This window comes from Streptococcus dentasini, from assembly GCF_053206945.1.
In genome coordinates this window covers 148,471-166,154 of the sequence record NZ_JBRUHS010000001.1, presented here as the reverse complement: position 1 = coordinate 166,154, position 17,684 = coordinate 148,471, and the positions used below count along the sequence as shown (strand labels likewise).

The 17,684-nt window shown below is 44.6% G+C and carries 21 protein-coding genes; 2 read left to right on the top strand and 19 right to left on the bottom strand.

Features of this window, described 5'->3' with window-relative positions; all coding sequences use genetic code 11:
• Positions 1–10 precede the first annotated feature (10 nt).
• The 10 genes from ACVR1G_RS00845 to ACVR1G_RS00800 all read right to left on the bottom strand — a co-directional run bounded on the left by ACVR1G_RS00845 (position 11) and on the right by ACVR1G_RS00800 (position 10,009).
• The gene (locus ACVR1G_RS00845) at positions 11–1,735 is read right to left on the bottom strand and encodes an ABC transporter ATP-binding protein (RefSeq protein WP_447451333.1); all 1,725 of its coding nucleotides are present in this window, start codon (positions 1,733–1,735) and stop codon (positions 11–13) included.
• A complete protein-coding gene (locus ACVR1G_RS00840) occupies positions 1,732–3,462 on the bottom strand; it encodes an ABC transporter ATP-binding protein (RefSeq protein WP_447451332.1) in 1,731 nt (576 codons plus the stop codon). The genes ACVR1G_RS00845 and ACVR1G_RS00840 overlap by 4 nt, the downstream gene beginning before the upstream one ends.
• Positions 3,463–3,466: 4 nt before the next feature.
• Positions 3,467–4,072 carry a lysozyme family protein gene (locus ACVR1G_RS00835; RefSeq protein ID WP_447451331.1) on the bottom strand — a complete coding sequence of 202 codons (606 nt, stop codon included), beginning with the start codon at positions 4,070–4,072 and terminating at the stop codon, positions 3,467–3,469.
• A gap of 1 nt (position 4,073) precedes the next feature.
• Positions 4,074–5,051 carry a nucleoid-associated protein gene (locus ACVR1G_RS00830; RefSeq protein WP_447451330.1) on the bottom strand — a complete coding sequence of 326 codons (978 nt, stop codon included), beginning with the start codon at positions 5,049–5,051 and terminating at the stop codon, positions 4,074–4,076.
• Position 5,052: 1 nt separating this feature from the next.
• Complete coding sequence (glyA, locus tag ACVR1G_RS00825; protein WP_447451329.1) at positions 5,053–6,303, bottom strand: serine hydroxymethyltransferase; 1,251 nt, start codon at positions 6,301–6,303, stop codon at positions 5,053–5,055.
• A 209-nt stretch (positions 6,304–6,512) separates the two neighbouring features.
• Positions 6,513–6,857 carry a GNAT family N-acetyltransferase gene (locus tag ACVR1G_RS00820; protein ID WP_447451451.1) on the bottom strand — a complete coding sequence of 115 codons (345 nt, stop codon included), beginning with the start codon at positions 6,855–6,857 and terminating at the stop codon, positions 6,513–6,515.
• Positions 6,858–6,916: 59 nt separating this feature from the next.
• Positions 6,917–7,516, bottom strand: a complete 600-nt coding sequence (locus tag ACVR1G_RS00815) for an L-threonylcarbamoyladenylate synthase (RefSeq protein WP_447451450.1) — start codon at positions 7,514–7,516, stop codon at positions 6,917–6,919.
• Positions 7,509–8,339: a peptide chain release factor N(5)-glutamine methyltransferase gene (prmC, locus tag ACVR1G_RS00810; RefSeq protein ID WP_447451328.1), complete on the bottom strand. Its 831-nt coding sequence runs from the start codon at positions 8,337–8,339 to the stop codon at positions 7,509–7,511. The genes ACVR1G_RS00815 and prmC overlap by 8 nt, the downstream gene beginning before the upstream one ends.
• Positions 8,336–9,415: a peptide chain release factor 1 gene (prfA, locus tag ACVR1G_RS00805; RefSeq protein WP_447451327.1), complete on the bottom strand. Its 1,080-nt coding sequence runs from the start codon at positions 9,413–9,415 to the stop codon at positions 8,336–8,338. The genes prmC and prfA overlap by 4 nt, the downstream gene beginning before the upstream one ends.
• A 21-nt stretch (positions 9,416–9,436) precedes the next feature.
• Positions 9,437–10,009, bottom strand: coding sequence for a thymidine kinase (locus ACVR1G_RS00800; protein WP_447451326.1), 573 nt, complete (start codon positions 10,007–10,009; stop codon positions 9,437–9,439).
• Positions 10,010–10,198: 189 nt separating this feature from the next.
• Between ACVR1G_RS00800 and ACVR1G_RS00795 the strand changes: the two genes are divergently transcribed.
• Both ACVR1G_RS00795 and ACVR1G_RS00790 read left to right on the top strand, forming a co-directional pair.
• Entirely contained in the window at positions 10,199–10,384 is a 186-nt protein-coding gene (locus tag ACVR1G_RS00795) for a 4-oxalocrotonate tautomerase (protein ID WP_447451325.1), read from the top strand.
• Between the two features lie 348 nt (positions 10,385–10,732).
• Complete coding sequence (locus tag ACVR1G_RS00790; protein WP_447451324.1) at positions 10,733–11,791, top strand: zinc-dependent alcohol dehydrogenase family protein; 1,059 nt, start codon at positions 10,733–10,735, stop codon at positions 11,789–11,791.
• Between the two features lie 106 nt (positions 11,792–11,897).
• Here ACVR1G_RS00790 and ACVR1G_RS00785 read toward each other — a convergent pair whose 3' ends face one another.
• The 9 genes from ACVR1G_RS00785 to ACVR1G_RS00745 all read right to left on the bottom strand — a co-directional run bounded on the left by ACVR1G_RS00785 (position 11,898) and on the right by ACVR1G_RS00745 (position 17,683).
• Positions 11,898–12,266, bottom strand: coding sequence for a hypothetical protein (locus tag ACVR1G_RS00785; RefSeq protein ID WP_447451323.1), 369 nt, complete (start codon positions 12,264–12,266; stop codon positions 11,898–11,900).
• Between the two features lie 85 nt (positions 12,267–12,351).
• Complete coding sequence (locus ACVR1G_RS00780; RefSeq protein ID WP_447451322.1) at positions 12,352–13,623, bottom strand: nucleobase:cation symporter-2 family protein; 1,272 nt, start codon at positions 13,621–13,623, stop codon at positions 12,352–12,354.
• Positions 13,623–14,204, bottom strand: a complete 582-nt coding sequence (locus tag ACVR1G_RS00775; RefSeq protein ID WP_447451321.1) for a xanthine phosphoribosyltransferase — start codon at positions 14,202–14,204, stop codon at positions 13,623–13,625. Before ACVR1G_RS00775 ends, ACVR1G_RS00780 begins: the two co-directional genes overlap by 1 nt.
• Before the next feature lie 252 nt (positions 14,205–14,456).
• A complete protein-coding gene (locus ACVR1G_RS00770) occupies positions 14,457–14,819 on the bottom strand; it encodes a hypothetical protein (RefSeq protein ID WP_447451320.1) in 363 nt (120 codons plus the stop codon).
• 30 nt (positions 14,820–14,849) lie between these two features.
• Complete coding sequence (locus ACVR1G_RS00765) at positions 14,850–15,233, bottom strand: hypothetical protein (protein WP_447451319.1); 384 nt, start codon at positions 15,231–15,233, stop codon at positions 14,850–14,852.
• Positions 15,215–16,435 (bottom strand): Tle-like phospholipase domain-containing protein, encoded by a 1,221-nt coding sequence (locus tag ACVR1G_RS00760; RefSeq protein WP_447451318.1) that lies wholly within the window; start codon positions 16,433–16,435, stop codon positions 15,215–15,217. The genes ACVR1G_RS00765 and ACVR1G_RS00760 overlap by 19 nt, the downstream gene beginning before the upstream one ends.
• A 2-nt stretch (positions 16,436–16,437) precedes the next feature.
• Entirely contained in the window at positions 16,438–16,833 is a 396-nt protein-coding gene (locus tag ACVR1G_RS00755; protein WP_447451317.1) for a hypothetical protein, read from the bottom strand.
• 42 nt (positions 16,834–16,875) lie between these two features.
• Entirely contained in the window at positions 16,876–17,049 is a 174-nt protein-coding gene (locus ACVR1G_RS00750; RefSeq protein WP_447451316.1) for a hypothetical protein, read from the bottom strand.
• 79 nt (positions 17,050–17,128) lie between these two features.
• Positions 17,129–17,683 (bottom strand): hypothetical protein, encoded by a 555-nt coding sequence (locus ACVR1G_RS00745; RefSeq protein ID WP_447451315.1) that lies wholly within the window; start codon positions 17,681–17,683, stop codon positions 17,129–17,131.
• Between the last annotated feature and the right edge of the window lies 1 nt (position 17,684).

Below are 17,684 nucleotides of genomic sequence, written 5' to 3'. Positions count from 1 at the left end.
GCAATTCTCCTTAAGATTGAGTTTGAGCGGTCTGCATGTCATAGTAGACACCCTTCTTTCTCATGAGTTCCTGGTGGCTGCCATGCTCGACGATATCACCATCCACCATAACTAAAATTAGGTCTGCTGTCTGGATGGTCGACAGACGGTGGGCGATGACAAAGCTGGTTCGCCCTTTCATCAAGGTTTCAAAAGAATCCTGAATCAGACTTTCGGTCCGCGTATCAATGGATGACGTTGCCTCATCTAAAATCAGGATTTTAGGGACAGCAACAAAAATTCGAGCGATCGTCAAGAGCTGACGCTGACCTTGTGAGAGCGAACTGCCAGCATCGGCCAAATAGGTATCATAGCCGTCTGGCAACTGGCGGATAAAGAAATCGGCATTGGCCGCCTTGGCCGCTTCGACAACGAGTTCGCGAGTGGCATTGGGATGGCCGAAAGCGATGTTATCATGAATAGTCGCAGCCTGCAGCCACGTTTCTTGCAAGACCATGCCGATCTGGCGACGCAGGCTGCTGCGAGTGTAATTAGTGATAGGCTTGCCATCCAGCAATATCCGACCCGAGGACACCTCATAAAAACGCATGAGTAAGTTGATCAAGGTTGATTTACCGGCACCAGTTGGCCCGACGATGGCAACGCGGCTGGCAGCCGGTACAGAGATATCGAGATCCTTTATCTGGGTCTTATAAGGTGTATAACCAAAGCTTACATGCTCAAAAGAGATCTGTCCTTTCACCTGATCGCTCTTCAACTCTTCATGTCCTGTCTCGACTAGACTGTCCTGATCTAAAACTTGATAGAGGCGCTGGGCACAGGCCAGTGCTCCCTGCAGTTCTGCCAGCACAGACGAAACGTCGTTGAAGGGCTTGGTATACTGGGTCACATAGTTTAAAAAGGTGGTTAGCTGGCCGATAGAAAAGGCACCGCTCATAATCCGCAGGGCTCCGACAGCTGCTAAGAGAGCATAGATAAGTGCATTGATAAAGCGCGTTGCCGGATTGACAGTCGAGGAATAGAAGATAGCGCTCTGCGAGTAGTCAGCATAAGTGTCATTGACCTTAAAAAATTGCTGAATAAACTGCTCCTGCGCATTAAAGCTTTGAATCAAGCTTTCTTGATTTAGGCTCTCCTCAATCATTTGAGTCTGGCGACCGCGAGATTGGGTTTGTTTTTGAAAGAGGAGGAAGGATTTGCGGGCAATAAAGCGCGACAAAAAGAGCGATAAGGGGGTTAAACACAGCACTAAAAGCATCATGAGCCCATCAATTTTAGCCATCGTGATAAGGGTCACCACAATAGTCAGTACGCCGACAAAGAACTGATTGAAAACCATGAGCAGGCCATTATTGAGCTGCTCGACATCTGTAGTCACGCGGCTGACGACATCTCCGACCGATTGCCCCAGATAAGAGATAGGAAGCCGGTGCACCTTGTCAATAACCTGCTGGCGCAAATCTTGGCTGAAGGCAAAGATCAGTCGGTTGTAAAGTAAGGGATTGAGGTATTGCACCAGCGTATTACTCAGAATGACGATGAGCATTTTGGCCAAAATCCCCCAAATCAGCTGGCGATTATGGGGCACTAAGACCGCATCGACAGCATTCCCAATCAGAATTGGCAGATAGATGGTCAGAGCAACCTGCAGGCAAATACCAACCAGGGCTAAGCCCAGCAAAAGCTTCTGTTTCAAAAAATCATGAACCAAACGTTTTAAAGGAGATGGTTTCATACCTGAGCCTCCTTACTATGCTGCGAATAATGAATTTCCTGATAGGTAGGACAGGTCTCCAGCAGCTCCTCATGGCGGCCAAGACCAACCTGCTGCCCTTTTTCCAAAACCAAGATCTGATCTGCTGACTTCAGGCTGTTAGTCCTCTGAGATATAAGGATAAGGCTGGTTTTAAGCTCCGACTTAATCGCCTTGAGCAGGCGACTTTCTGTCAGGTAATCCAAGGCCGAAGTTGAATCATCCAAAATCAGAAAAGGCGCCTGCCGTAAAACCGCTCTGGCAATGGTTAAGCGCTGGCGCTGACCTCCAGAAAAATTGCGGCCAAATTCCTTAACTTGGGCATCTAAGCCACCCTCTTTTTCTTCGACAAAGTCGCGTGCCTGAGCGATTTCCAATGCCCACCAGAGTTGGTCATCTGAGATGGTGTCACCGTCTAAGCCCAATGTCAGATTGGAACGAATCGTTCCCAGAAAAAGCTCCGCCTTTTGGGGAACCAGGCCAATCCAAGAGCGCCACTCCGCCAAATTAGCCGGACTCTTGCCTTGATTAAAGATGGCCAGATGCCCTTGCTGCGCTTGGTACAATCCCATCAAGAGCTGCACCAGCGTGGATTTGCCAGAACCTGTTCCACCGATAATTCCCAGAGTTGTTCCTGCTGTCATTTGTAGTTCAATACCAGATAGAGAAGGCTGGGCCGCGGTTGGATAAGTGAATTTCACACCTGATAAAGACAAGATTTGCTTTCTATCAGATTTTAGTAGGGGAATACTAGACTGTAAATCCTCTTCCGGCTGAACAAATACTTGGCTAATCCGGCCAGCACTGATAAAACTCTGATTTAAATTAGTCACCATCATGGCCAGCTTGAGCAGCTCGGTCAAGATATTAAGCAGATAGTTAACCAAAGCAATCAAGCTGCCCTGACTGAGGAGGTTATCAGCAATAGCCAGATTTCCTCGCCAAATAATCACGACTAGGGTTCCGTTGACAATGAGATAGGTCAGAGGACTGACCAAACTTGACAGAGCACTTGTTTTAATCTGGGTTTTGGTGTAGAGCTGATTGTGATCGGAAAACTGCTCTTTCAGACGCTCCGCCTGACCGAAGGCGCGAATCACCTGCATTCCCTCAAGCTGCTCTCGTGTCAGACTGACCAAACGATCGGTCTGTTTTCTGATCTTTAGGTAGAGCGGATTAACCAGCCGTGACATACCATAGATTAAGAGAGTTAAAAGCAGCACCATCAGCAGAAACCACAGTGAAAGACTCGGGCTGATAACAAAGGCCATGACAACCGAGCCAAAGACGATGATCGGTGCTCTTAGAAAAAGGCGCAGAAATTGATTGATTCCTGTTTGAATTTGAAAGGTATCGCTGCTCAGTCTGGTCAGCAGGCTAGCAGTCGTCAGGCGGTCACGGTCTTCCTTGGAAAGCCGCATGATTTTTCGATAAAGCTCCTTGGTTAACTGCCTCGTGTAGCCCACTGCTGCCTTGGATGAAAAATACTGGGCTGTCACAGCCACAACAACACCCAATACAGCTAGGCAAACGAGAAGAAAAATCATCCCATACAGATGATTTTTGTCTTTATGGGGAATAGTAATATCAACTATTCTGGCTATAATGATGGGAACCAGCAATTCAAAACTGGCTTCCAGCAGTTTAAAGAGGGGGCCGAGAAAAGTTTCTTTCAGGTAGCCCCGAAAATAGGTTAATAGATGTTTCATAGTTTTAAAATTTCTCAACCAGTCGCACTAAAAAGAGATTAAACTGGACTTGTTTGGCATAGTAGAGATTGCCACCATCTACGTAAAGTTTACCGCCGCCATAGAGGATGGAGATGGTATTGAAATAATAATAGGTATCACCAGATTTATTGCCTAGACTGGGGGCGACCACATCTCTGGAGTAGGCCTTGGCAAGGTCGATCGTATTCTTACCGCCGTGCTTGGCCACATAAGGGATGTAGGCTGCCCCATAGTTATAGGCCTGAATAGCCGTCCAAGTGTCTGTCTCATGCTTTTGGGCTTTTTCCAAATTCTCAGCTAAAACTTTGGTGCCTTGTTTAATGCTGGCGCGATTATCACTGATGTCGTTGGTTTTTCCAGTCGAGCTTTCGCTGGCCTGCATAACATCATCATCACGCCCTTTTGTTTCGGTATAAATCACCGCCAGAACCAAATCTTCATTGGTAGCATTGTCGTCCTCTGCCAGCACTTCTTCTACAAGGGGGCGGTAGGCCAGAACCGTTTTCACAGCCCGATAGACCGTCACCCCCTTATAAATAGCCAACAAGGCGATGATAATGATAATCAATCGTCTAATTTTTTTAAACATATTACTTGCTTTGGATATCTTCAATATTCTTGATTAAGATAGAGTAAGTGCCATCACTGTTTTGAATAAACTCCACCGCTTCTGCATCTTGATAGACCTGATTGGGTACCACCAGCTCAATCCCATTGGACAGGGATAATTTCTGACTCTCCAACTTCTTCGACTGACGGGAATAGTCCACATCTGCTACCGGAATCGGCTCTGGAATTTTTTCCTTAAGCTGATCCACAAAGGTTAGACGAGCCGTGAGATTGTCATCAAAAAGCTGATTGGCCAGCTTTTCTGGAGAGAGCTCCTGATCTTCCTCCAGATTTTGAAAGATTGCTGACTTCATCTTAGACTGAAAGGTAAAATCATCTTGATTGAAATCATCGGCTACCTTTTGGGCTGTCTTTTCCAACAGATTGATGGATTTATTGACAGACTGATCCGGTTTAACCTTGAGCAGATTTTCAGAAAAATAGTTGGCAAAACTGCCATTATGCTTAATGCGTTTTTCAATCAAATAATAGCGATAAGACTGACGGTTAATCACCAAGGCCTCATCTGGCGTTTGAGCAGCTGAAGGCAGATTATTCTGGGTGACCTTGAGCGGCTGCTCATCATCTCCCAGAATATGCGCCAAACTATCCTTAAGCACCAGCCGTAAGAAGGCGAAATGTTCAATACCATCCTTATCAAATTGGATAAAAATCAGATCATTAGTCTTTTGATCCTCGCTGATGACAAACTCTTCCTTCCAGAGCTGGGCTATTTTGCGGGCAGATTCCATAAAGTCAGCACCGAGGTTGGCGATAAAGTCATTTTCAGGCTCAAAGCTTCCCCGCTTAGCATCAGCGGTAAAAACCTTGGTCAGCTTTTTACGAAAATACTCATCCAGACTTGGTGTCAAAGTCAGCGGCTTATCCGCAAAACGAAGTTCAGTGTCATCAGGGCTGAATTGATGGATAATAATCTTTTTTAAATATAAATCTAGCATGTTAGTAAAGTGGGAAATTGTCCGTCAATAACTTAACATCTTGGCGGATACGATCAAGCACTGTCTCATCATCATGATTTTCTAAGGCTTGAACCATCAGCTCAGCAATCTTGGTGCTTTCAGCTACCCCCATGCTGCGGCTGGTAATAGCTGGACTGCCGATACGGATACCCGATGTCTTAAATGGCGACAGCGTCTCAAATGGGATGCTGTTCTTGTTGAGGGTAATATTAACTTCTTCAAGAATAGTTTGAGCCAATTTGCCGTTTTCAACGACCTTAGTCACATCAACGAGGAAGACATGATTATCGGTTCCACCAGAAACAACATGAAAATTAGGGTGGGCGGCAAAAACATCAGCCATGGCCTTGGCGTTTTTGACAACGTTGTCACCATAGTCTTTAAAGGCTGGATCCAAGGCTTCCTTGAGGGCAACCGCTTTAGCCGCGATCACATGTTCCAAAGGACCGCCCTGCAAACCTGGGAAGACAGCGGAATTGATCTTCTTAGCCAAATTTTCATCATTGGTCAAAATCAAGCCACCGCGCGGACCGCGCAAGGTCTTATGAGTCGTTGTGGTGGTGATATGGGCATAAGGAACTGGACTAGGATGGTGGCCAGACGCAACCAGACCGGCAATATGCGCCATATCAACCATGAGATAGGCGCCGACACTATCAGCAATAGCGCGGAATTTGGCAAAATCAATAATCCGTGAATAGGCTGAAGCCCCCGCTACAATCAGTTTAGGCTGATGTTGAACAGCCAGCTGCTGGATTTCATCATAATCCAAAACTTCTGTCTCCTTATTAACATTATAAGGGACAAAATTGTAGGTTTTCCCTGAAAAGCTGACGGGCGAGCCATGCGTCAGGTGACCGCCGGCCGACAGATCCATCCCCATGACGGTGTCTCCAGGTTGGATCAAGGCCATATAGGCTGCCGCGTTAGCTTGGCTGCCTGAGTGGGGCTGGACATTAGCAAACTTGGCACCAAAGAGCTCCTTGGCCCGCTCAATGGCGAGATTTTCAGCCACATCAACACAGTCAGTTCCGCCGTAGTAACGCTTGCTTGGATACCCTTCGGCGTACTTATTGGTTAAAACGGAACCTTGGGCAGCCATCACAGCCTTTGAGACCACATTTTCAGATGCGATCAACTCGATGTTGTTTTGCTGTCGCACTTCTTCTGCTTGAATGGCCTGCCAGAGCTCTGGGTCGTAAGCCTTGTAATCATCTTTGTCAAAAATCATAAAATCACCTCATAGATTTAATAAAGCGCTTCTGGGAGTGGGAAAGAAGTCATAAATCATAGATTTTGACTTCGTTTTCCCACCCCCGCACAGTTGGCTGGGCTAGTCGCTATCACTGCCTAGCAGGGGATAAGAACAGCCAGCCAACCACTGCGTTAAATGGGTTGGCCATTTTCATTAAAAGTAAGCCTGATAATAGTTGGCCAAAACTATCCTATAGTGTCATAAAAAGCATGGGCATCTTTTCGATTGGCGCTTGAATTGAGCCGAATAAAGGCATACTGTCGTTTTCTAGCTTCTGCTTCCAGACCCTGCATCAGTTCTTTACCAATGCCTTGATTCTGATAGGCCAGTAAAACAGCTAAACCAAGAACATTGAAACCAGTTTCTGAATAAAGTGTGTCATAAACCTCAGCATGGACATAGGCAACCAATTCTTGCCTAACCTCATCTTCAAACCCTAACAAAAAATGATGAGAGTCCTTTAGAAGTTTTTTTAGCTGCTGCTCAGTCTGTTCCTGATCTAAGGTATAACCCAGCGAATAGCGATTGATCGCTTAGATGGCGGCAGTGTCTGATAAAACCAAAGCTCTCAGCATCAGTCAATTCTCCTTCAGAAATTTAATTCAGGCACTGCCTCCAGCAAGGCCTCCTTGCTGATAATGCCTTGACGAAGAATGTTGGCTCTATCTCCAGACAAGTCTAGGATCGTTGAATCCAAGCCTTGAATGGCTGAGTCATCCGCTATTCCTATCACCTGATGGTCCAACTGCTCGACAATGTCCTCGAAGACCGTGCCAGACGCTTGACCGGATAGGTTGGACGACGGACCGATTAAGGGGCCGTATTCTCTAATGAGCTCCTGAGTTAGGGGATGGTCAGGCAGGCGAAAACCGACCGTTGACAGACCCGAGTTGACCCAGCTTGGAACCTTGTCATTAGCCTTGAGGATAATGGTTAGCGGACCTGGTAGGAAGGCTTGATAGAGCTTAGCTAGGTAGGCTGGCTGATCCTTGCTGTAGGCCAAAATATCTTCCAAGCTGGCTACGTTGAGGTTCATGGCCCTGTCGAGTGGACGTCGTTTCAGGTCATAGACACGCTTGACTGCCTGCTGGTCCAAGGCCTTGGCGAAAAGGCCATAAACGGTTTCAGTCGGGAGGACAACCGCTCCACCTGCAGCTAAAATCTCAGCAACCGCTGCTTGATCAGCCATCATCAACCACCACCATTCTGTCCTGACCAAATTGGTCGGGCAAAACTCTTATCCGCTTATCTGGAAAGGCGGCTTGAAAGATCTGTGAGACTGCCTGCCCTTGCTTATAGCCAATTTCCAGGTAAATCTTGCCATCAGGTTTGAGATGAGCTGCTGCTCCTTCAGCGATCCTGCGGTAGACAGCCAGACCTTGCTCGTTGGCAAAAAGAGCAAGATGAGGCTCGGAAGTCAGAACATTGAGACCAACCTCCTCTTTATCTGCTTGGGAAATATAGGGCGGGTTGCTGACAATAATATCGACCCCCCCCTCAATCTGATCAAAAACATCGGATTGACGAAAATCTACCTGCACCTTGTTAGCTAGGGCATTTTCACCAGCCAAGTCCAAAGCATCCTGGGAAATATCAGACGCTATCACGTGCCAAGCCGGCCGACTGTGTGCCAACGATACTGCAATAGCACCGCTCCCAGTGCCAAGATCAAGCAAACTCAGCCCACTGTCCGCATTCTCCTCTAAAATCAAATCAACCAATTCAGCTGTTTCAGGGCGAGGAATCAGCACTCGCTTATCAACCTTAAAGGTCAGATCGTGGAAGCTCTCATAACCAATGATGTATTGGGCTGGCTCGTGGGCAAGCAAACGTTGAACAAGCTCTGTCAGCAAGAAGTCATCTTCCGCCGTCACCTCTCGGCGAAGCATGAGGATAAAGGCTGTCATGTCAAGCTTTTTAAGTTCTCTAAAGACAAAACTTAGGCTCTCAGCCTCCTCGCCAGCCGCCAGTAATTGTTCCTCATACTCCGTAAAAAGTTGAGCATAGGTCATTGATTTAACTCTTCTAATTTTTGAGTTTGGTCATAAAGGACCAAAGCGTCAATGACCTCGTCTAATTTACCAGACAGAATCGTATCCAGTTTCTGCAGAGTCAAGCCAATACGATGGTCTGTCACTCGGTTCTGCGGGAAGTTGTAAGTCCGGATCCGCTCCGAACGGTCCCCAGTACCAATGGTTGACTTACGCTCAGCATCCTGCTCGTCTTGGGCAATTTGCGCAAAGTGGTCGGCCACACGAGCACGGATAACCTTCATTGCCTTATCGCGGTTCTTTTGCTGGGTACGCTCCTCCTGCATTTCCACTTTGATGCCTGTTGGAATGTGGACCATACGAACAGCAGTCGCCACCTTATTGACATTTTGTCCGCCAGCACCCGATGCATGGTAGATATCGACACGCAAATCCTTGGGATCAATATCATACTCTACCTCTTCAACCTCTGGCATCACTAAGACAGTCGCTGTCGACGTATGAACCCGACCTTGGCTTTCAGTCACTGGAACTCGTTGGACACGGTGGGCGCCAGATTCATACTTAAGCTTGGAGTAGACCGATTGGCCTGATACCATCGCCACCACTTCCTTGATACCGCCCACGCCATTGTAGGATGCTTCCATGACCTCGAATTTCCAGCCCTGACTCTCGGCATATTTCTGGTACATCTGCAAAAGATCGCCCGCAAAGAGCTGGGCTTCATCACCGCCAGCAGCCCCGCGGATTTCCAGAATGATATTCTTATCGTCATTAGGATCCTTGGGCAGCAGTAAGATTTTGAGACGCTCCTCATAGTCTTCCTTGGCCTCCTTGGAATCTTTCAGCTCCTCCTTGGCCATCTCTTCAAGGTCTGGATCGCCGCTGGCATCCTTAATCATCTCTTCAGCATCATTAATATTTTGCAGCACCTTCTTATATTCACGGTAAACCGTGACTGTTTCACGCGTACTAGCTTCTTCACGCGATAGTTCCATAAAGCGCTTGGTGTCAGAGACCACATCAGGATCACTGAGCAATTCACCTAATTCATCATAGCGGTCTTCTACAGCTTGCAGCTGATCATAGATATTCATAAAAAGGGTCAAGCTCCTCTCTTAATCAATTTCTGGGTGGTAATAGTGCTTACGGCAGACCGAAATATAGGTTTCGTGTCCGCCGATTTGGACTTGTTCTCCCTCGTAAACGGGCTGACCGTCCTTAACTCGCAGTACCATGATGGCTTTTTTACTGCAGTATTGGCATATGGTTTTGATTTCCTCAATCTTGTCTGCCAAGAGTAACAGTTCGCGAGAGCCTTCAAAGAGATGGTTGCGAAAATCATTTTTGAGGCCAAAGGCCATCACAGGTACATCTAACTCATCGACTACTCTAGCCAAATCAAAAACATTGGCCTTGGTCAGAAATTGGCATTCATCAACAAGGACACAGTAGGGCTTTTCAGGCAGGCCGTCAATATAACCAAAAATATCGGTATCTGCTGAAATTGGCTTTGCCTTACGCCTAAGGCCAATACGACTGGCAACCCAGCCGTATCCTTCACGTGTATCCAAGGCGCTAGTCATAAGGACAACTGGTTTCCCCTGCTCCTCATAATTGTAAGCAACCTTGAGAATTTCAATAGATTTCCCCGAATTCATAGTACCATAACGATAATATAACTGTGCCAAAAATATGCCTTCCTGTCTAAAAAAGTTTATCGTCTTATTTTATCATAAATCAAGGGAATTATCAGTAGGAAATCTAAGAATCAAGACTTGGAAAATCATCTGCACAATCGCTTCAACTTTGCTATTCTTACAGTTTTCATGATACAATAAGAGAGTAATAAGTTATTTCTATTTTAGGAGGAAAGCCCTATGCCATTTGTCAAAATTGATCTCTTTGAAGGTCGTTCACAGGAACAAAAAATCGAATTAGCACGCGAAGTTACCGAGGTTGTTTCACGTATTGCTAAGGCTCCCAAAGAAAATATTCACGTCTTTATTAATGATCTACCAGAAGGGACCTACTACCCCCACGGTGAGATGAAGAAAAAGAACTAAGTGATTAGAAGGTGGAAATGCAAGAAAAAATAGATCCTCTGCCTATGGATCCTCAGGATTCTAAGGCAGGGGGCTGTTTTTATTTTATGGTGTTCTTGCCTGCTGTATTTTTATGAGCTAGCTACCTACTTAACGAAAAGAAGATACCCGATATTCGATTCTTTGTGAGGCTCTTTTTCACCCAGTTCTTCCTGGCTGAAAAAGCGCCGAAAGACGATTGATAATGGGAAAATGACTTCTAGATTTCAACGGGGAAAATAGGCGTAAGGAAACAATATCAAATTTTTGAAAGCGCTGCCGATATTTGTTACAATTACCGTGTAAAAATCATTAGAAAGGAGCCAGGCTATGAAGGCTGCGACTTATTTAGAAAAAGGTAAGATCGGTTTGGTTGAGCAAGCTAAACCAAAGATTGTCAATCCAACAGATGCTGTTGTGAGGTTGTTAAAAACCACCATCTGCGGGACTGATTTGCATATCTTGGGAGGCGATGTTCCAGAAACACCGCCGGGCACTATTCTAGGCCACGAAGGTATCGGTATTGTTGAGGATGTTGGTGATGCAGTTACTAATTTTAAAGTAGGTGACAAGGTTATTATTTCATGTGTTACAGCTTGCAATACCTGCTATTACTGTAAAAAGGGGATCCCAGCTCACTGCGAACAAGGGGGCTGGATCTTAGGTCATCTAATCAATGGTACGCAGGCAGAATATGTCCATATTCCGCAGGCTGATGGCAGTCTTTATCATGCACCAAAAGTGGTTGACGACGAGGCTCTAGTCATGTTGTCTGATATCCTGCCAACTTCTTATGAGATTGGGGTCCAAGCATCAGATGTTAAGCCAGGTGATACTGTTTGTATTGTAGGTGCAGGACCGATTGGCCTTGCTGCTTTACTGACAGCACAATTTTATTCTCCAGCACAAATCATCATGGTTGATTTGTCAGAATCGCGTCTGGAAGCTGCTAAACGTTTCGGAGCGACTGAGGTCATTTGCTCAGGAGACGCTGAAGAAGTTAAGAATCAGATTGGCGCCTTGACAGATGGTCGAGGGGTTGATGTTGCCATTGAGTGTGTAGGCTACCCAGCAACCTTTGATATCTGTCAAAAAATTATCGCCATTGGCGGTCACGTCGCTAACGTTGGTGTCCATGGTAAGCCAGTATCATTTGACTTACAAGATTTATGGATTAAAAATATTACCTTGTCAACAGGTTTAGTCAACGCTAACACGACAGAAATGCTGCTGAATGTTTTAAAATCTGGTAAAATTGACGCCAGTCAATTAGTCACTCATCATTTTAACTTATCAGAGGTTGATAAGGCTTATGACGTTTTCAAAAATGCAGGTGACAATCAAGCCTTAAAAGTGATTATTGACAATGACATCAGTCCAGTAGCTTAGTTCTCATCGTCTAAGAGGCCAAATATTGGCCCCTTTTTCTACATGGAGCCGATAAAACCCGCTGAGAGTCAAAGTTCTCAGCGGGTTTTTAGGCTTAAAATTATCGTTAGGATAAACTCTCTTTGAGGAAAAAATCAGCAAAGAAGTCCTCAGCAAGAATTTTAATGATTTCAGGAACGCTGTAAGCAGCAGTCAGATTGGCAACACCTGATAGATGCATCACGGCAATCTCCTTTGTTTGGTAATCAAAGCTGACTTGAAAAGCAAACTGACCATAACCCCGAAAGGCTGAGCTAGATTCAAAAAAGTAGCACTTATAACTGCGCTTATCATTTTCAGCTTCAACCAGTTCATAGCGCAGGGAGCTCAGGGGTAGATCACTCATAAAGCGCAGCATAGCAACCAATTCATCTGTTCTCTCTGCCATGAAAGCATCAATATTGCTATCTTCAAATTTTTCCTTTATAAAGGCCATGACCACACACCCTCTCTCACTTTTTCAATAACATTCCACCCTTATCTTACCATTTTTTAGTGGAAACTGCTGTGTGAAGATTTGGCTAGCTCTGCCGCTTTTTAGACTTGGCATTGAAAATTATATTGAGCAAGATGGAGCTGAGCGTGGCAATGACTATACCGTTGGTAAAGAACATTTGGACAGTTGCGGGGGCGCTGGCAAAAAGATTGGTATTATTGAATCCCAGTCCTGCTGCAATGGAGACGGCCGCAATAATGAAATTGTGCTCCTCATTTTTGAAATCAACCGTATTAAGCATCTGAATCCCTTGAAGGGCTACCATCCCAAAGAGTACCAGCATGGCACCGCCTAGAACGGGATTGGGAATCAATTGCGCTAAGGCGCCGAACTTAGGAACTAGACCAAGTACAATTAGAAAGACAGCCGTATAGTAAATCGGACGGCGGGTCTTGATCCCTGAGAGCTGGATAAGACCAACGTTTTGTGAGAAACCAGTGTAGGGAAAGGTATTGAAAATCCCGCCAAGAAGGACTGCTAAACCCTCTGCACGATAACCGTTGCGCAGACGCTTGCTGTCTAATCTATCATTGGTCAAATCAGACAAGGCCAAGTAAACGCCAGTCGACTCGACCATGGAAACTGTTGCAATGATACACATCATAATGATCGAGGTCAGCTCAAACTTAGGCTGACCGAAATAAAATGGCTGCGGCACATGAACGAGCTGTGCCTGAGCGACAGCCGTGAAATCAACCAGCCCCATGAAACCGGCGAGAAGAGTTCCTCCCACTAGGCCAATCAAAATAGAAATGGACTTGATAAACCCCTTGGCAAAAATTTGTACTAAAAGAACGATGGCAATGGTTGTCAGAGATAGAAAGAGAGAATCAAGACTTGGCTTATCAGCATTGTCCCCCATATTTCCCATGGCAACCGAAATCAAGCTGAGGCCAATCACAGTAATAACTGACCCTGTCACGATTGGCGGAAAGAAGCGGACAATTTTAGAAAAGATACCTGCCACTAAGATGACATAAACTCCAGAGGCAATCAAGGCACCGAACATATAGCCTGAGCCCTGATTTTGGCCAATCATAATCAAGGGGGCAACAGACTGGAAGGCACAGCCAAGCACGACGGGGAGTCCGATACCAAAGTACTGATTGAGCTGGAGCTGCAGGAAGGTTGCGACCCCACACATAAAAATATCGGTTGCGATCAGATAGGTCAGCTGAGTCGCCGAATAGTTCAGACTGCCAGCAATCATGATGGGCACTAGAATAGAGCCCGCATACATGGATAAGAGATGCTGCAGGCCTAGAATAGCTGATTGGGTATGACTTTCCTTGTTCATTAGGCATCTGCCTCCTTGAAGTTTACTCGGCCATTAGCAAAACTAGCCACACGCGCCAAAGAGGTCACCTGAAGACCCATATTCTCTAAAATCTGGCGTCCTGTCTGGAATGATTTTTCGATAGCAATTCCGACCCCTACCACATCTGCTCCTGCCTGCTGGATAATTTCAATCAAGTCTTTAGCCGCCTGAGCATTGGCCAGAAAGTCATCAATGATCAAAACCTTGTCTGCTTTGGAGAGCAACCTTTCAGCGATAGAAACCGTACTAGTGACCTGCTTGGTAAAAGAATAGACCTCTGCTGTCAAAATTCCTTGAGTCATGGTAATGTTTTTATGTTTTTTAGCAAAAATCATCGGAACATCTAATGCTTGCGCTGTATAGACAGCCGGGACAATACCAGAAGCCTCGATAGTGACAATTTTTGTAATCCCTGCATCCCTGTAAACCTCCGCCCATACTTGGCCCATCTCCTGCATGAGTTGGTAGTCTACCTGATGGGTCAAGAAGCTATCTACTTTGAGAATGTCCTCCCCCAAAACCTGACCATCCTTTAAAATCCGATCTTCCAGTGCTTTCAAAATTTTTTCCTCCTCTAATCAACAGAAAATCCTGAGGCAGTACTTTTTAAAAATCATCATTAATTTCGGCAGGACAACTAGCAAGATCTTTAGCTGTTTCCATAGAACTTGGTACAGAAAATTCAGCTTTAGCGAATTTTTAAGCCTTTGATTAGACTGATGAGATTTTTGAGTATAAAAGTACAAGGGAAAAACTACCTTGGTTTTCCTGATACATACACCTCAGTCATAATAATCTGTGGTGCTACCTACTTACTTACCATTGGATCCAGTCATCAAGTCATCATAAGCAGACGCCTTGTCCTTAATCGCTTGGTTGACAGCTTTGGAAAACTGGCCTTTAATGTCTTCGTCTAATTCCCCGGCAATCTTCTTCAGGCTGGACCTTGTCTCAGAAGCTATGTGACTGATCGCCTTATCGTACTTATCTATCAGTTCCTGACGCTTAGCCTTCTGAGCACTGGCACAAGCCCTAATAATCCCTTTCTCGTACTCCTTTTCAGCCGCTTCTGTATCTCCTGATACCGCGTCACCTACGGCCTTTCCCATATGTGTCCGCGCTACACCGCCGGCCAGTTCTTTGGCACTGTTCCAAGCATCTGTAAGGGCACTCATTGCTGTCCTCCTCTTTTCTTTTTCATCATTTTAGGATAATTTCCGCCGTTCAATATAGGCTGCTTCCAGTTTGTCACTGACAGGCTGGAAGGTTTTCTTATAAACCTTCTCTAATGATTCAAACTGATCGTCGTAATATCTAAAAACATCAATAAAGGCATTTTGAACCCGAGTGTTGATATCGGTTACGGTAGTGGTAAAATGCGTGCTGTCCTGAACCCCTAAGGCTCTAAAATCAGCCAATGCTTCTTGATATTTGGTATCCGTAATGGCGTTGAAGTTCTGCAGCCGCTCCTCATAGGATTCCCGCTCTTGCTCCAACTGTTTTTTGAGCCGGCGGTAGTCCTCGTCCATAAATTCAAGTTCCAGCTCGTATTTCTTGATTTTATCTTGTATTACATCCCACTCATCCATCCTGAAATTTCTCCTCCTAAACTATTGTCTTCATCGATAAGTCCCTGCATACCGGTTTCTATTTGACCGCCTAGATTGGCAAACTCTTCAGATAGACTTGAGGCTTTAGTTGTTTTCTTGTCAAAATGATCTTTGACCTTAGTTACCATATAGTCATAGGTAATGCCTTCCTCGGCATAAACGGCTAAGATCTCATCATCTGTCAGCTTATTGACAGAAGCTGGGCGATCGCTGGTCAGGCTCTTATAGAGTTGTTCGGCCTCTTCACCAGCAGCATCGGCCTGTCCTTTGATGCTTTCATAACCGATTTGGGCTGCGCTTCCCAAACCAGAAGCCACGGCACTGGCAGACAGATAATCCAAGAAAATCTTTTCATGACCTGAATAGCCATCAGCTCCCAGCTTGGACTTCATAGCCTTGAAGTCCTTACCCATGTAGCCAGAAACCATGGATTCTACCTCATCATAGACATGGGTCACATCTGCCACATTGCCGTTTTTATCGACCAGATTGCCATCGTTATCGAACTGCCAGTTACTGAGCGAGTGGTCGCCGGTCAAACCGCTCTTGTTATCCTTATCAACATAAATAGCTGTCTCAGTCTCATTACCGGTGATGTTCCCTATCTTATCATGGGGATTGCGGTAATTGCGAAATTGGCCCTTATGTTTTTTCATGTCGGCAATTTCTTTATCCGAAAGCATATTATGGATATCAGGGCCATTGAAGCCGACATTGTTATAGCCCTTTTTCACAGACACATACATGGCTAAAGATTCCCCAAGGGAATGTCCCGTCGTTGTAATCTCTGCTTTGGGATATTTTTTCGCGACCTTCTTGGCAAAGGCTTGGGCTGTTTTGAACTGAGAATCAGTAACTTTAGCCGAATTCAGCCCTGAGCGCATTTGTAGCTTGTCTCTTCCCAGGCCAAGAGACTGACTGTCGGTTTCGATATCTTTAATATCACTCTTGTTCGTTCCCGCATAAGCGATCACAACTTGGCTGGTATCCACATGGCCGTTCTTGTCTACAGGCGCTACGGCCATAGCCTGCATACCGTTGTCAGTGTTGTCTTCGACTTGGAGGACTTTGTATTTACCACCTGCTACAGTATTACCTTTTTTTACAGGATTAGCTACTTTGCCAGAATCAACGTCATAAACACGATCTGCAATTCTTTTGTAATCTTTATCTGTTACCATTACTACCCCTCAAAATATATTATTTTAACACTATCTACACGATCACTCTTTAATTTTTCATCACTTTCTTTAAACTCCTTAGGAGAATAATTAGCAGTCTCAATTTCTTCCCCCAAGGAATTTTCTGAAAACGAAATATCATATTTCCCATTAATTGTTGTTGTTATTCTCCAAGTTCCCGTCATATCATTTTTTTGAAATTCAATAAACTCAATTTTTTTAATTGGTTCTCCATCAACTAATTCTATGTGTTCACCTATATACTGAACAATCCTATCCTGCTCACTTTTATACCTTGGTTCGTCCTTGCCTGTAAAGGGATTAATCATTATTATACCTCCTATTACTAAAACTACTGTGATTCCTAATAAAATAACTGCCTTCTTTTTTACTGTCATAAAACCTCCTTTTATTATAATATAAGCTAAACCAGCTCTTTTTTAACTGGCTTGGATTAGATTATAATACTTATCTTCAACTTTATCGACCAGATTGCCATCGTTATCGAACTGCCAGCCAGCGACACTGTGGTCATCCAGCATGCCAGCATTTTTTCTCTCGACATAGATAGCCGTCTCAGCAAAATTACATAAATTTGATGTCCCAGATGCCATAATTTCTTACTATTTTTAACTACATTATTCGGTGACTCTTTTATTAGTCAGCACTCAGCGCTGACGATGGTTTCCATTTTTATAAATTCCTCCTATGAGATATTTTATAATAAAGCAATAAAGTGGACATTATCAAAAAGATTATTATGGATGTAATGACTGTAAAAGAATGCCAAGCACTTAACGTCATTTCATTTCCAGCTTCATCAGTTACTTTTTTCAATGGATAATGTACAAGAGCAAAGACCAGATAAAAAATTGAAGTCAGACTAGATAAATAGCCAACAATAACAGTATGTTTTTTATTTCCTAACATGACAATACTAAGGAAAGGAAATCCATAGAGTAGTAAAGGGAGTCCAAAGGTGAAAATGCTGATAAACATAACTATTGAACCATTCCATGAATACAAACAAATTAGTAACCAAACATAAGATAGCATAAAAAAAGATGACAAAATATTTTCGTTGTGCTTGATTTGTTGCTCATCTTTATCTGTACTGTCTTCGACTTGGAGGACTTTGTATTTACCACCTAATATAGTTTTTCCTTCTGCTAACGGAACTTCAATTTTTGATGAGTCTACGTTATAAACGGCATTAGAAATCTTATTATAATCTTCCTCTGTTGTCATG